At 66.0% G+C, this 14,212-nt stretch carries 13 protein-coding genes; 10 read left to right on the top strand and 3 right to left on the bottom strand.

All coding sequences use genetic code 11. The annotated features are described in order from the left end of the window. Window positions 1-16: 16 nt before the first annotated feature. The 3 genes from L1787_RS25560 to L1787_RS25550 all read right to left on the bottom strand — a co-directional run bounded on the left by L1787_RS25560 (window position 17) and on the right by L1787_RS25550 (window position 2,864). Window positions 17-960, bottom strand: a protein-coding gene (locus tag L1787_RS25560; protein ID WP_235708155.1) for an IS630 family transposase whose coding sequence is annotated in 2 segments (ribosomal slippage) — window positions 17-618 and window positions 618-960 — 945 coding nt in all. Because the reading frame shifts where the segments join, the coding sequence is not laid out codon by codon here. 74 nt (window positions 961-1,034) lie between these two features. Beyond that, window positions 1,035-1,610, bottom strand: coding sequence for a DUF1697 domain-containing protein (locus L1787_RS25555; RefSeq protein ID WP_235711918.1), 576 nt, complete (start codon window positions 1,608-1,610; stop codon window positions 1,035-1,037). A gap of 3 nt (window positions 1,611-1,613) precedes the next feature. After that, window positions 1,614-2,864, bottom strand: a complete 1,251-nt coding sequence (locus L1787_RS25550; protein WP_235711917.1) for an NAD(P)/FAD-dependent oxidoreductase — start codon at window positions 2,862-2,864, stop codon at window positions 1,614-1,616. A 189-nt stretch (window positions 2,865-3,053) separates the two neighbouring features. On the opposite strand from L1787_RS25550, the gene L1787_RS25545 reads away from it, so the two are divergent. From L1787_RS25545 to L1787_RS25500, 10 genes are all read left to right on the top strand, one after another. Then, window positions 3,054-3,968 carry an aminotransferase class IV gene (locus L1787_RS25545; RefSeq protein ID WP_235711916.1) on the top strand — a complete coding sequence of 305 codons (915 nt, stop codon included), beginning with the start codon at window positions 3,054-3,056 and terminating at the stop codon, window positions 3,966-3,968. Window positions 3,969-4,087: 119 nt separating this feature from the next. After that, entirely contained in the window at window positions 4,088-4,558 is a 471-nt protein-coding gene (locus tag L1787_RS25540; RefSeq protein ID WP_235711915.1) for a GNAT family N-acetyltransferase, read from the top strand. A 90-nt stretch (window positions 4,559-4,648) separates the two neighbouring features. Beyond that, a complete protein-coding gene (locus tag L1787_RS25535) occupies window positions 4,649-5,683 on the top strand; it encodes a trans-3-hydroxy-L-proline dehydratase (protein ID WP_235711914.1) in 1,035 nt (344 codons plus the stop codon). Window positions 5,684-5,936: 253 nt separating this feature from the next. Then, a complete protein-coding gene (locus L1787_RS25530) occupies window positions 5,937-6,971 on the top strand; it encodes an ABC transporter substrate-binding protein (protein WP_235711913.1) in 1,035 nt (344 codons plus the stop codon). Window positions 6,972-6,975: 4 nt separating this feature from the next. Continuing rightward, a complete protein-coding gene (locus L1787_RS25525) occupies window positions 6,976-7,746 on the top strand; it encodes an ABC transporter ATP-binding protein (RefSeq protein ID WP_235711912.1) in 771 nt (256 codons plus the stop codon). Continuing rightward, complete coding sequence (locus L1787_RS25520) at window positions 7,736-8,581, top strand: ABC transporter permease (RefSeq protein WP_235711911.1); 846 nt, start codon at window positions 7,736-7,738, stop codon at window positions 8,579-8,581. Before L1787_RS25525 ends, L1787_RS25520 begins: the two co-directional genes overlap by 11 nt. Window positions 8,582-8,723: 142 nt before the next feature. Beyond that, entirely contained in the window at window positions 8,724-9,572 is an 849-nt protein-coding gene (gene purU, locus L1787_RS25515; protein WP_235711910.1) for a formyltetrahydrofolate deformylase, read from the top strand. Then, window positions 9,550-10,452, top strand: coding sequence for a bifunctional methylenetetrahydrofolate dehydrogenase/methenyltetrahydrofolate cyclohydrolase FolD (gene folD / locus L1787_RS25510; protein ID WP_439648327.1), 903 nt, complete (start codon window positions 9,550-9,552; stop codon window positions 10,450-10,452). Before purU ends, folD begins: the two co-directional genes overlap by 23 nt. Before the next feature lie 432 nt (window positions 10,453-10,884). Then, on the top strand, window positions 10,885-12,384 hold the full coding sequence (locus L1787_RS25505; protein WP_235711909.1) for an EAL domain-containing protein: 1,500 nt from the start codon (window positions 10,885-10,887) through the stop codon (window positions 12,382-12,384). 237 nt (window positions 12,385-12,621) lie between these two features. Continuing rightward, a complete protein-coding gene (locus L1787_RS25500; protein ID WP_439648326.1) occupies window positions 12,622-14,211 on the top strand; it encodes a peptide ABC transporter substrate-binding protein in 1,590 nt (529 codons plus the stop codon). Window position 14,212: the final 1 nt, after the last annotated feature.

The following is a 14,212-nucleotide window of genomic DNA, read 5'->3' as shown; positions in this document are numbered from 1 at the left end:
TTAGAGCACTTTCGGCTCAGTCGTACTCATAGCCGCAGTGGCGGATGTAGCGGCGACATTCGTCGGGATCGAAGCGGGCGAGGAGTGCGCCAATCGTATCCCACAGTTCGTCGCGGGTTCGTGCGGCCGCCTTTCGCAGGAGCGCCTTCAGCTTGGCGAAGGCCATCTCGATCGGGTTGAGGTCGGGGCTGTAGGGCGGCAGGTAGAGGATGCTGGCGCCGGCCGCGGCGATCGCCTCGCGCACCCCGGCGACCTTGTGCGCCGCGAGGTTGTCCATCACCACGACGTCGCCCGGCGAGAGTGCTGGCGCGAGGAACTGCTCGGCATAGGCGAGGAAGGTCCGCCCGTTCATCGGCCCGGTCAGCACGAGCGGCGCGACGATCCCAGACGCCCGGAGGCCAGCGACGAACGTCGTCGTGTGCCAGTGTCCGTGCGGGGTGTGGTCGACGAGCCGCTCGGACTTCGGGGCCCAGCCCGTGCGGCGGACCATGTTGGTTGAGGCTCCGGTCTCGTCGAGAAAGACGAAGCGGTCCGGATCCATGAAACCCTGGAAACCGCGCCAGCGCCGGCGCGCCTTCGCGACGTCGGGGCGGTTCTGCTCTGCCGCCTTCAGCGACTTTTTTTGTGCCTGAGCCCGAGCCGTTGCAGCATCGACCAGACCGCCCACAGCGACACCGCCGGGCCGCCGCGCGCGATGATGGCCGCCCTCAGCTCGACGAGCGTGATGCTCCCGTTTGCCGCCACCAGCTCCCGGATCGTTGCCTCGTGAGCGGCCAGCAGCGGCTTGCGATACCCGCCGATCCGGGCCGGCTCGACGCTGCCGGTCGCCCGCACTCGCTGCATCAGCTTGACGACGGTCGACGGGCTCACATCGAAGCGGGCCGCCACCTGGCGAGCCGAGCCGCCGGCATCGACGGCTCTTGCGAGACGAACCCTCAAATCATGGGACAGCGGCGCCATCGTGCGAACTCCCGAACGCGATCACGACCATCTCAGAATCTGATTTGCCCGATTCTCCGCAAGCCGAAAGTGCTCTAGTCCAGCCGCGCCCCCGCAGGCTGGCCCGACGCCGCGACCTTGCGGCCGAGCGCGACAATCGCCGCAACCGACTTCAGCGAGCGCGTTGTGGTGACGACGCCGAGGCGCCGCTCCACCATCGCCGCGAGTTTCGATCGCCCGATTCCGGCCGGGGCATGAAGATAGAAGACGCCCTCGCCGGCCCCGAGATGGAACGCCTCGCCGTTCGCCGCGGCCGCATCGAGCGCGGCGAGATCGGGCCGCTCCGGTGCGCCCGCGAGGATGTAGCAATAGACCCGCCCCGGATCGGCCCCGGCGAACGGCGATCCGTCGATCGCCGCCGCGAGATCGGCGAGCGGACGGACGATCACCTCCGGCCGAAAGCCGTGCGCGGCTTCGATGTCGCCGGCGATCTCGTCGGCCATGGCGTCGACATCGTCACGATTGGTGCGGAAGACGGCGTTGCCGCTCTGGATATAGGTCGCCACCGCCTCGTGCCCCCGCGCGCCGAGAAGCGCGCGGAGCGCGGCCATCGGCAAGGGCCGGTGGCCACCGACATTGATGCCGCGCAGGAGGCCGACATAGGTCGCCATGCCTCACCCGATAACGCGGTCCACCGCATAGGGGGCGGGGTCGGTGAAGGGCGCCTCGCCGGTGATCATCTCGGCGAGAAGCCGCCCCGTCGCCGGTCCGAGCGTGAAGCCGAGATGATGATGACCGAAATTCGCCCACATCCCCGGAACGCCAGGCACCGGGCCGATCATCGGCAAAAGATCCGGCAGCGAGGGGCGTGAGCCGAGCCAGGGCTTGTCTTGCAGGCGCTTGCCGAGGGGGAAGAGCGCGCGGGCCTTCGGCTCGGCATGGTCGAGCTGGACCGGGCTCGGCGGCGCGTCCCGGTTCGAAAACTCCGCCCCGGTCGTCAGCCGATAGCCGCGCTTGTTGGGGCCGACCACGAACCCGTTCGCCTCGTCGACGAAGGGATGATTGAGGACCGCGTCGCCCTCGGCGGCATAATGCATGTGATAGCCGCGCTTCACGCCGAGCGGCACATCGACCCCGTTCGCCTTCAAAAGGTCGCCCGACCAGGGGCCGAGCGCGACGACGACGTCCTTGGCGCGGACCGGACCGTCTTCGCCGGTGACCTGCCATCCGGCGCCCTCGCGCCGCAGCGTCGTCGCGTCGCCTTTGATGAAGCGGCCGCCCTCGCGCTGGAAGAGCGCGGCATAGGCTTTGCCGACATCGGACGGATCGTCGACGCTCTTCGGCTCCGGCATGTGGATCGCGCCGGCGATCGTGTCGCTCAGGAAGGGTTCTTCAGCGCGCAGGCGCGCTTTGTCCCACACCTCGAAGGCGACGCCGTAACGCTCGCGCACAACCTCGTCGAGCTTCAGCGACCGCTCAAGTTCGGCATCCGTCCGATAGAGGCGAAGATATCCGCCTTCGTGCAAAAATTTCAGCGCGTCCGCCCGCTCCATCAGCGCGTGATGCTCGGGAAAGGCGCGGCGCACCAGCGGCACGTTGGCCGCCGCCGTCTTCGCGATCGCCGATTTGGAGGATTGCCGGGCGTACGCCATCAGCCATGGCGCGATCGCCGGAAGCGCCTTCCATTGAAGGCTCGCCGCCGTGCTCTGACCGGTCAGCACCGCGAGGATCGCGGCCGGATCGTGCGGGAAGGCGTAGGGAATCACCGCCTCGGACTGGATGAGCCCGGCATTGCCGAAGGAGGTCTCCTCGGCCGGTTCGCGGCGGTCGATCAGGGCGACGGTCTTGCCCCGGTCCAGAAGATGGAGCGCGGTGGCGATGCCCACCATCCCGGCTCCCAAAACGATCACATCAACGTCGGTCATGTCGAATCCAAAGCCTTTGTCGGCCATGGCGTCAATCTTAGCGACTGCCTCATTGTCGGCCATGCCCAATTTGTGGACTTTCGCAGTGTCTTGCATCGGCGTGCGCGATCACGCCACAGTCGGGCAATTCGCCGACGGAGTGGCCATGCGCGATCTCGACCTTTCCCCCCAATATCAGCGGCCGACGCCATGACCGACAAAGCGGTCAACGCCCACCAGGCGGCGGAAGATGCGCGCAACGCGGACCTCAAACTCTATGTCGACGGGCGGATCGTCCCGAAGGCGGAGGCGGTCGTCTCGATCTACGATTCGGGCTTCATGCTCGGCGACGGTATCTGGGAAGGCCTGCGGCTTCATAACGGCGTCTGGGCCTTCGTCGAGGCCCATCTCGACCGCCTCTACGAAGCCGCCCTCGCCCTCGATCTCGATATCGGGATGACGCGAGACGAATTGAAGGCCGCGCTCGACGCGACCGCCGCCGCGAACGACATGGTGAGCGACTGCCATGCCCGCCTGATGGTGACGCGCGGGGTGAAGGCGAAACCCTTTCAGCACCCCTCCCTCTCCCGCTCCGGGCCGACGATCGCGATCATCGTCGAGCACTCCAAGCCGGCGATTCCCCGCCCGATCCGCCTCGCGAGCGTTGCCCACCATCGGGGCCTGCCGCTGACACAGGACGCGAAGCTCAACTCCCATTCCAAGCTCAACTGCATCCTCGCCTGCATCGCCGCCGAAAAGGCCGGCGCCGACGAAGCCTTGATGTTCGACCCGTTCGGCTTCGTGAACACCACGAATTCGTGCAACTTCTTCATCGTGCGCAAGGGCGCCGTGTGGACCTCCACCGGCGACTATTGCATGAACGGGATCACCCGCGGCCACGTGATCGACCTCTGCCGCGAGAACGACATTCCGGTGTTCGAGCGCAACTATTCCCTCGTCGACACCTATGGCGCGGACGAGGCGTTCATGACGGGCTCGTTCGGCGGCCTCACCCCGGTCGGCTCGATCGATCAGCGGCCGATGCCCGCCGCGCCCGGACCGATGACCGAGCGCCTCGGCGGGCTCTATCGCGACCTCATCGCCCGTCATTGCGGCACGGCCTGAGGTTGCACCGCGGCGCCGTCGCGCGCAAGAGACGCACGGCGGCAACTCGTGACGGCGCTGCCGAATTGCTATGATGACGGTGAGCCGACCACGAAGAGCCGGATGCCGGGGAGCGCGCCATGCCAAGGGTAGAAGAGGCCACTTTCGCCGACGCCTCGGCGGTCGCGCGCGTCCTGCGCGCCTCGATCGCCGCGCTGTGCGACGCCGACCACGAGAATCGGCGCGATCTCATCGAGCGTTGGTCCGGCAACAAGACCCACGAGCAGGCGATCGCCTGGATCCAGGATCCGAAGACGATCGTCCTCGTCTCGCGCGCCGGCTCTGAAATCGCCGCCGTCGGGGCCTGCGGCGAAGGGCGCATCCTTCTCAATTATGTCGCGCCGGAGCACCGCTTCGAGGGCCACTCCAAGGCGCTCCTGCGCCGGATGGAGGAGATCCTGCGCCAGAAGGGGACGACCTGCGCGCGCCTCACCAGCACGATCACCGCCCACCGCTTCTATTCGGCCGCGGGCTGGCATGACGAGGGACAGCCCGAAACGTCCGACGGCGATCTCGTCGGTTATCCGATGGCGAAGGATCTCGACGCTTAACGGTATCGACACTTTGCGCGAACGATGCAGGATGTCGCCGCGCGGCGTCCCGCCGGCGCGTCCATCCTTCTTTTCCGAACGGCTACCATCATGCGCTCCAAGAAGACCATCCACGTCGTCAGCTGTCATGCCGAGGGCGAAGTCGGCGACGTCATCGTCGGCGGCGTCGCCCCGCCGCCCGGCGACACCGTCTGGGCGCAGCGCAATTTCATCGAGAGCGACGAGACGCTGCGCAATTTCGTTCTGAACGAGCCGCGCGGCGGCGTCTTCCGCCACGTCAATCTTCTCGTTCCGCCGAAGGATCCACGGGCGGCGATGGGCTTCATCATCATGGAGCCGGCCGACACGCCGCCGATGTCGGGCTCCAACACGATCTGCGTCGCGACCGTCCTTCTCGACACCGGCATCTTGCCGATGACGGAGCCGGAGACGCGCCTCGTCCTCGAAGCGCCGGGCGGGCTCGTCGAGATCGTCGCCACCTGCCGCGACGGCAAGGCCGAACGCATCAAACTCACCAACGTGCCCTCCTTCGCGGGCACGCTCTCCGCTCCGCTGGAGATCGAGGGACACGGCACCTTGACGGTCGACACCGCCTATGGCGGCGACAGCTTCGTCTTCGTCGACGCGGCCGGTCTCGGCTTCGGCCTCGAGGAGGACGAGGCGTTCGATCTCGCCCGGCTCGGCGTGCGCATCACCAAGGCGGCGAACGAGCAGATCGGCTTTTCCCATCCCGAGAACACCGGATGGGACCACATCTCCTTTTGCGCCTTCACCGGCCCGATGCGGCGCGACACCGACGGCCTCCACCTCAAGAACGCGATCGCGATCCGGCCCGGTAAGATCGACCGTTCGCCGACCGGCACGGCCCTTTCGGCCCACATGGCCCGCCTTCACGCCCGCGGCGAGATGGCGCTCGGCGACCGGCTGACGACGACCTCGATCATCGGCTCGACCTTCGAGGGGCGCATCGAGGCGGTGACCGAGGTCGCGGGCCGTCCGGCGATCCGGCCGTCGGTCTCGGGACGCGGCTGGGTGACGGGCACGCACCAGCTCCACCTCGACCCGGCCGACCCATGGCCGGGCGGCTACCGCCTCAGCGACACCTGGCCTGTGGGTCTCGTCTAGGCCGTGCGCGGGTGCCGGCGGCAATCGGGTCCATCATGCCGCGAGGGTGGTGGTGCCGGCGTCTCGGCCCACTCTCGCCGCCGGGACGGCATGTCATCCCGCTAGCGCTCCGATGATTGGCGCGGCGGGATGGTCCGATCCGGCGAGATCGAGCAGCGTTTTCTCGCTCTCTTCATTTCAATAAGGCGCGAGCTGCACTAGAACCGAGGAAAATGGCCGCCGAAACGGCACCATCCGAAACCGGGAGGACACCATGATCGCAAGCTCCAAGCGGGCGATGCTGAAGGGCGTCATCGCCGGCGCCATCGCGCTGACGATCACCGCCGGATCGGGCGCGGGCGCGCTCGCTGCCGACACCGTCAAAGTCGGCCTGTTGCGCCTTACCTCGCATTCCCCTTCGATCATCGCGGCCGGCAACGGCTATTTCGCCGACGAAGGCATCGAGGTCGAGTTCGTCCCCTTCCAGGCGGCCCAGCCGATGGCGGTCGCCATCGCCTCCGGCGACATCGATTTCGGCATGACCGCGATTTCCGGCGGCCTCGTGAGCCTCGCCCAGAAGGGCGCCGTCAAGGTGATCGGCGGCGCGCTGATGGAAACGCCCGACGTCGAGGGGCAGAAGATCCTCGTCTCGAAGGCGGCGCATGATGGCGGCGTCACGACCCCCGCCGACCTCGCCGGACAGCGCTTCGGCGTCACCACCGCCGGCTCCTCCTTCCACTACATGGCCCACAAGATCGCCGACGGGGCGGGCTTCGACCGCGCGGACCTGCGCATCGTGCCGCTGCAGAAGGTGCCCGCGGTGATCGCCGCGCTGAAATCCGGCCAGATCGACGCCTGGTCGATCGTCCCCAATATCGCCGACGCGCTGACGGCCGGGCCCGAGGTCGTCGAGATCGGCAAGGTCGCCGACTATATTCCGGGCTATCAGGTGACGACGGTCTTCACCTCCACCCGCAATATCGAGAACAATCGCGAGCTCGTCGAACGCTTCCTCGCCGCCCTCGCCAAGGGCATCGACGATTATAACGCCGCCCTCGTCGACAAGACGATGTCCGAGGCGGACACCGCCGCCCTCGTGAAGATGGTCCACGAATACATCTACAATGATCAGCCGCTCGAAAAGGCCGATCCGCGCATTCGCGCCGGCGCGATGCGCATCAACCCGGGCGCTCGCCTCAACCTCGAGAGCGTCGAGGATCAACTCGCCTGGTTCCAGTCGGAAAAGCTCGTGCCCGCCGACGCCACGATCGACGAGCTCGTCGACACGAGCTTCGTGGAGACCGACTGACGCCATGGAACTCATCGTGGAGGCGGTCTCGCACCAATATGGTGCCACCGAGGTGATGGCGGACATCTCGTTCACCATCGGCTCGGGCGAGATCGTCACCGTGATCGGGCCGTCGGGCTGCGGCAAGTCCACCTTGCTGCGCTTTCTGGGCGGGCTCGAGCGGCCGACCTCCGGCAAGGTCTTCATCGAAGGCGCCGCACCGGACGGCTCGCTCAATCCGCTGACATACGTCTTCCAGGACTTCGCCCTTCTTCCCTGGCGCACCGTCGAGGGCAATGTGCGCCTCGTCCTCGACGATCACCGGCTGAGCGCATCCCATACCGATGAGATCGTCGATGACGTGCTCGCCCGCACCAAGCTCAGCGAGTTTCGCAGCGCCTGGCCGCGTCAGCTCTCCGGTGGCATGAAGCAGCGCGTCGCGATCGCCCGTGCGCTCGCGGTGCGCCCGGCGGTGATGCTGATGGACGAGCCCCTTTCCGCGCTCGACAGCCAGACGCGCGAGCTTCTGATGGACGACCTCGTCGAGCTTTGGGGGCGCGAGCGCTTTTCGGCCTGTTACGTCACACACAATCTCGCCGAGGCCGTGCGGCTCGGCCACCGCATCGTCGTCCTGTCGCGGCGGCCCGGCCGGATCCGGGAGGTCGTCGACATCGACGTGCCCTTGTCGGAGCGGGCGACGCGCATGGCCGAACTCGAGGTGACGCAGCGCCATCTGTGGCAACTGATGCGCGACGAGGCGCGCGAAGCCGACCGCGAGCTTTTGCATGTCGACTGACCTTGCCTCCCCCGCCGCCCAGCACGCGGAGCCGGCGACGGACCTCGCGGGCCGCCGCGAGGTGCCGTTTCGCGGCGGCGGCTTCCGCCACCGGCCGATGTGGTATGTCGGGCCGGTCGTCTTTGCCGGGCTCCTCCTTCTGTGGGAACTCGGCTCGCGGTCGGGCGTCATCAGTCCGATCGCCCTGCCCGCCCCGTCGGAGGCGCTCGGCGCGCTCGGCGATCTCGTCGAGACGGGAATGCTCTGGCGTCATCTGTCGGCGAGCCTGTCGCGGCTTGCGCTCGGCTGGTCGATCGGCACCTGCCTCGGCATTCTAGTCGGTCTCGCGATCGGACTGTTCGCCGTCGCGCGGTCGGCGCTGTCGCCGTTGGTCTCGGCGTTCTTTCCGATTCCGAAGATCGCGCTGTTGCCGCTCTTCATCATCTGGTTCGGGATCGGCGAGGGATCGAAGGTCGCGACGCTCGTCTTCGGCACCTTCTTTCCGACGGTGATCGCGACCTATAGCGGTGTCGATGGGGTGGATCGGAACCTCATCCGCATGGGCCAGTCCTTCGGCCTCAAATGGCGCTCGATCGTGACGAAGATCATTCTCCCCGGCGCGCTGCCGGCGATCCTGTCGGGCGCGCGCATCTCCGCCTCGATCGCCATCATCCTCCTCATCGCGGCGGAGATGATCGGCGCGGAATACGGGCTCGGCGCCTATATCCTGATGGCCGGATCGCTGTTCGCGCTCGATCAGTTGATCGCCGGGGTCGCGATGCTGTCGATCATCGGGCTCATCGTCGCGTGGCTGATCGGGCGGGCGGAGCGCAAGCTCCTCGACTGGCGTCTGTGACGGGCGTGCGATCGCCAAGATCTTTGCGGCGAGGTGTTTCCCATCGCGGGAAAGCGCGCTAGAGGCAGGTCCGTCGGGAATCGCGGGGTCGGGCGACCCGATCCCCATTCGGCGCGCCGCCCCGTGAGACGGAAGACATCCATTGCCCGAGCTCGTCCTTACCCTCTCCTGCATCGACCGCAGGGGTATCGTCGGCGCGGTCGGCTCCTCGATGGCGGCCCGCGAGTGCAACATCCTCGAAAGCGCGCAATATTTCGACCGCGCGTCGGGCCGCTTCTTCATGCGCGTGCGCTTCGACGCGCCCACCGGGATGACGCCGGACGGCTTTCGCGAGGCCTTCCGCCCCACCCTCCTCGCCTACGACATGGACGCCGAGATCACCGATCTCGCCGGGCGCCCGCGTGTCCTCGTGATGGTGTCGAAGACCGGGCATTGCCTCAACGATCTGCTCTATCGCTGGCGGATCGGGCAGCTTCCGATGGATCTCGTCGGCGTCGCCTCCAACCATGAGGATTGGCGTGCGCGGGTGGAGGGCGAAGGGATCCCCTTTCACCACCTGCCGATCAGCGCGGAGACGAAGGCCGAGCAGGAAAGCGCCCTTCTCGACATCGTGGAACGCGAGGGCGTCGAGCTCATCGTGCTCGCCCGCTATATGCAGGTTCTGTCCGACGCCCTGTCGCGACGGCTCGAAGGGCGCGTCATCAACATCCACCATTCCTTCCTGCCGAGCTTTAAGGGTGCGCGCCCCTACCATCAGGCGCACGCGCGCGGCGTGAAGCTGATCGGCGCGACGGCGCATTATGTGACGCCCGACCTCGACGAGGGGCCGATCATCGAGCAGGACACCGAGCGGGTGGACCATACGATGACGGCGGACGACCTCGCCGCCGCGGGACGCGACATCGAAAGCCGCGTCCTCGCCCGCGCCGTTCGCTATCACCTCGAGCGGCGCATTCTTTTGAACGGAGATCGCACAATTGTCTTCAAGTGAGCGCGACGACGGACCCATCATCATCGACGGGAAGGCCGAGGCCGCGATGATCACGGCGGAGATCGCCGATCGTGTCGCGGCGATCTCCGTCGTCCCCGGTCTTGCGGTCGTGCTCGTGGGGGACGATCCGGCGAGCGCCGTCTATGTGCGCAACAAGTCGCGCACGGCGGAGCGTTGCGGCTTCCACTCGGTCCAGCACACGCTGCCGGCCGATACCACGATGGACACCTTGCTCGCGCTGATCGAGACGCTCAATCGTGACGACGCGGTCCACGGTATCCTCGTCCAGCTTCCCCTGCCCGGTCATCTCGATTCGGCGGCCGTCATCGCCGCGATCGACCCGGACAAGGACGTCGACGGGCTCCACGTCACCAATGCCGGGCGCCTCACGGTGGGTGATCCCGACGCGATCGTGCCGTGCACGCCGCTCGGCTCGATGCACCTCATCAGCGCCGTTCTCGGCTCCGATCTCGCGGGGCGCGAGGCGGTGGTGGTCGGCCGTTCGCGCCTTGTCGGTCTGCCGCTCGCGCTGTTGCTGATGCGCGCCAACGCCACCGTGACGATCGCCCACAGCCGCACCAAGAATCTCGACGCGGTCTGCCGTCGCGCGGACATTCTTGTCGCGGCGGTCGGCCGGGCCGAGATGATCGGCGAGGCCGCCATCAAGCCGGGCGCGACGGTGATCGATGTCGGCATCAACCGCGTTGAAGACGAGACGAAGAAATCGGGTTACCGGCTGGTCGGCGACGTTGCATTCTCGCAAGCGCATGCGGCCCATGCGATCACGCCGGTGCCCGGCGGCGTCGGACCGATGACGATCGCAATGCTCATGCGCAACACGCTCGATGCAGCGGAGCGCCGCGCGAGGGGACAAGGCTAAATGCCAGCCGAATGAGGCGCGACAAGTGCGCGCCGCCGCCTCAGCCGATCGATTGCCGGATCGAGCGGCAGGGCCGCTGCGGCCTCATCGCTACGTTATTTGAAACAATCTGCACATCAGAGATGATGTCCGAGTCGGAAAAATGCACTTTCGCGACATATTTTTTGGCTGTTCCGACGCCTGGATTTATTCGTCACAAAATTTGATATATATGTTGTCAGGTGTCGATCCATTTGGCGTTGTAGCGACGGTGGCCTCTCATCGCGATTGTAACCGAGTCCCTCCAATTGCAGACGTGCGATGAAACTCGGAAAATTCCTCAGGCGTTCTCGCACATTCCATCCGGTCCTCTTATTGGTCTGTGCCCTCGCCGGTGGATTGATCGCGCACCAGGCCGTCAACCATCTCATTATGCAAGGGGCTCATCGGACGTTGCAGGGCACGCTGCAGCGGACGGCAGCCCAAGTCTTTTCCCGTGTCGGGCGCGGCCTCAATACGCTGTCCCTGTCGATGAACTCGCCCTTTCCGACGTGTTCCGACGAGGACCTCGCCTATTTGCGGCGGCTGATTTACGATTTCCCCGTCGTCAAAAGTATCGGGCGCAGGGAAGACGGGGAACTTCTCTGCGCGACCTTACCGGGCCGATTGCCGACGACCGTGTCGGTCGCCGAGCCCGATCACGTCGATGACAACGGCATTCAATGGTATGTCAACGAAGAGCTCTCGATCTCCAATCGGTCGAACGCTCTGATCCTCAGCACGGCGCGCGCGAGCGTCATCCTCGATCTTTCGCTCTTCATGGTTCCGGACAGTCCCGGCCATCTCACCAGTCTGTTGTTCGTCTCCAAGAAGTCCGGCGAAATCTTCTACATCGACAATCCGCGTCTGCCGTTCGACAAGGCGGTTCTGGAGCCGGCACTCGCGCAATCCGCCTCGCGCCTTCGGATCGACAATTGGTTCCTCGCCAAGGCGTGCGATCCCGCATCCGTCATCTGCATCATTCATGCTGCGCCTGGTGAGCTTCTGCTGCGGGAAGGAGAGCCCTTCCTCGTCGTCTTCGCACTGCTCGGGGCGACCATCGGCGGCGGGCTCTTCGTCGCTTATGACGCGCGCAGCCGGCGGCTCGAGGTTCGGTTGCGCCGTGCGATCCGCAAGGATCAGCTCTTCGTGTGCTATCAGCCGCAGGTCAATTTCGTGAACGGGACGGTCATCGGCTGCGAGGCGCTGTTGCGGTGGAATGACCGGGGCGTTGCCCAGAGCCCACCCGATTTCGTGGCGGCGGCCGAGGAGAACGGCTTCATCACCGAGCTCACGCATCTCGTCGTGCGGCATGTGATGGACGATATCGCCGACGTCCTCCACGAACGCGAATCGTTCACCGTGTCGATCAACTTCGCCGCCGCCGATCTCGCCCGCGAGACGTTCCTCGACGACCTTCACGACATGCTCCGCCCGCATGGGATCGCGCCTCGGAGCATCACGATCGAGTTGACCGAGCGCACCGCCGGCGACAACCCCGCCCTCACCCGCTCCCTGCGCCGCGCGCGTGAGGCCGGCCACAAGGTCGCGATCGACGATTTCGGGATCGGCTATTCCAATCTCGGCTATTTGCGCGACCACCCGGTCGACTATCTCAAGATCGACAAGAGCTTCACCGAGACGATCGGCACGCGCTCCGTGCGCAGCGCCATCATCACCCAGATCATCGATCTGGCGAAGGTTCTGGAGCTTGAGGTGATCGTCGAGGGGCTCGAGACCGAGCAGCAGATCGCCTATGTCGTCCGCTATGGCGCCGAGTATGGCCAGGGCTGGGTCTTCGCCGAAGCCATGCCGGCGGCCGATCTCAAGACCTGGCTCGCAACGTCCGACTGGGGAAAAGGCTCCTCACGGGAACGGCCGACACAGGACGCCTTCATCCTGACCGACAGCTAACGGCGCCGCTCTCCGCGCCATGAGCCTCGCCCCGCCGCGCTCACGCAGTTGTGACGCCCGTCACCACCACCACTAGGCGTTGACGGACCGCGGGAAATATGCCCCCAATTGCCTAAGGACGATGCGTGCCGTGCTTTTTTGCAGAACGGCGAACGCCATTTTATATCAATAGGTTGAATTGGTGCCCGTCGTCCCTTGAGAACGAGGTGTGAGAGAATGGCGATGTCCCACAGACGGATGATGTTTGGCACGCGGGCGAGCGCCCTCGCCGGGGCCCTCTTGCTCGCATGGTCCGCCGGCGCCGCCGCGCAGACGACCTATGTCCGCGGCAATGACGGCGATCCCGAGACGCTCGATCAGCACAAGACGTCCACCGTCGTGGAGGCCCGCATCCTGCGCGACCTTTACGAGGGTCTCGTGATCGACGATGCGAGCGCGAAGGTCACCCCCGGCGTCGCCGAGAGCTGGACCGTCTCGGACGACGGCACCGTCTACACCTTCACCTTGCGTGAGGACGCGCAATGGTCGAACGGGGAACCCGTGACGGCGGATGATTTCGTCTATTCGCTCCGCCGCATCATGACGCCGGCCACCGGGGCGAAATACGCCAACATCCTCTACCCGATCCTGAACGCCGAGGCCGTAAACACCGGCGAGACCGCGCCGGAGGAGCTCGGCGTCAAAGCGGTCGACGACAAGACGCTGGAGATCACGCTCGCCTCGCCGACCCCCTATTTACTCGAGCTTCTGACGCACCAGACCGCCCTTCCGGTCTATCCGCCCGCGGTCGAGGAGTTCGGCGCCGATTTCGTCTCGCCGGAGCATATCGTCACCAACGGCCCGTTCCGCCTCGTCTCCTTCGCCCCGAATGACCGGCTGGTCGCCGAGAAGAGCGAGACCTTCCACGACGCCGACAGCGTGAAAATCGACCGCGTCGTCTTCCTGCCGATCGAGGACCGGGCAACGTGCGTGCGCCGTTTCGAGGCCGGCGAGGTCCATTCCTGCCACGACCTGCCGAGCGAGCAGATCGCCTCCTTGCGCGAACGCCTCGGCGATCAGCTCCACATCGCGCCCTATCTCGGCACCTATTATTACGCGCTGAACCCGACGCGCGGCGCGCTCGGCGACGTCAATGTGCGCCAGGCCCTGTCGATGGCGATCGACCGCGATTTCCTTGCCGAGGAGATCTTTTCGGGCACGATGCTCCCCGCCTACGCCCTCGTCCCGCCAGGCATCTCGAACTATGTCGAGGACGGTCCGCAGCTCCCTTACGCAAACACCTCGATGCTCGACCGCGAGGACGAGGCGATCGCGATGATGACCGAGGCCGGCTATGGTCCCGACAACCCGATCACGCTCGAACTCGCCTACAACAACTCCGAGAACCACCGGAACGCGGCGACCGCGATCGCCGATATGTGGGCCCCGCTCGGCGTCAACGTGACCTTCAACGCGCGCGATCTGCCCGCCCACTATGCGATGCTGCGCGACGAGAAAAACTTCGACGTCGCCCGCGCCGGCTGGATCGGCGACTATTCCGATCCGCAGAACTTCCTTTTCCTCAACATCTCCGACAATGACGGCTTCAATTACGGCCAGTACGACAATCCGGAATATGACGCCTTGATGGACGAGGCCGCCTCCGAAGGCGATCTCGACAAGCGGGCGACCCTTCTCGCCGAGGCCGAGGCGCTCTTCCTGCGCGATCTGCCGCAAGTGCCGCTCCTCTTCTATTCTTCGACCTCCCTCGTCTCCCCGAAGGTGGAGGGATGGGTCGACAATGTGCGGCACGTCCATCCGACGCGCTTTCTGAGCCTCAGCGAATAAG

Source organism: Acuticoccus kalidii (assembly GCF_021556395.1).
GTDB lineage: Bacteria > Pseudomonadota > Alphaproteobacteria > Rhizobiales > Amorphaceae > Acuticoccus > Acuticoccus kalidii.
Note: the sequence above shows the minus strand (reverse complement) of the source record. Positions and strands in the feature narration are given on the sequence as shown.

Excerpts from the sequence above, each read along its gene's own strand:
- L1787_RS25555 (WP_235711918.1), bottom strand. The coding sequence starts at position 1,610 with ATGGCGACCTATGTCGGCCTCCTGCGCGGCATCAATGTCGGTGGCCAC.
- L1787_RS25550 (WP_235711917.1), bottom strand. The coding sequence starts at position 2,864 with ATGACCGACGTTGATGTGATCGTTTTGGGAGCCGGGATGGTGGGCATC.
- L1787_RS25545 (WP_235711916.1), top strand. The coding sequence starts at position 3,054 with ATGACCGACAAAGCGGTCAACGCCCACCAGGCGGCGGAAGATGCGCGC.
- L1787_RS25540 (WP_235711915.1), top strand. The coding sequence starts at position 4,088 with ATGCCAAGGGTAGAAGAGGCCACTTTCGCCGACGCCTCGGCGGTCGCG.
- L1787_RS25535 (WP_235711914.1), top strand. The coding sequence starts at position 4,649 with ATGCGCTCCAAGAAGACCATCCACGTCGTCAGCTGTCATGCCGAGGGC.
- L1787_RS25530 (WP_235711913.1), top strand. The coding sequence starts at position 5,937 with ATGATCGCAAGCTCCAAGCGGGCGATGCTGAAGGGCGTCATCGCCGGC.
- L1787_RS25525 (WP_235711912.1), top strand. The coding sequence starts at position 6,976 with ATGGAACTCATCGTGGAGGCGGTCTCGCACCAATATGGTGCCACCGAG.
- L1787_RS25520 (WP_235711911.1), top strand. The coding sequence starts at position 7,736 with ATGTCGACTGACCTTGCCTCCCCCGCCGCCCAGCACGCGGAGCCGGCG.
- L1787_RS25500 (WP_439648326.1), top strand. The coding sequence starts at position 12,622 with ATGATGTTTGGCACGCGGGCGAGCGCCCTCGCCGGGGCCCTCTTGCTC.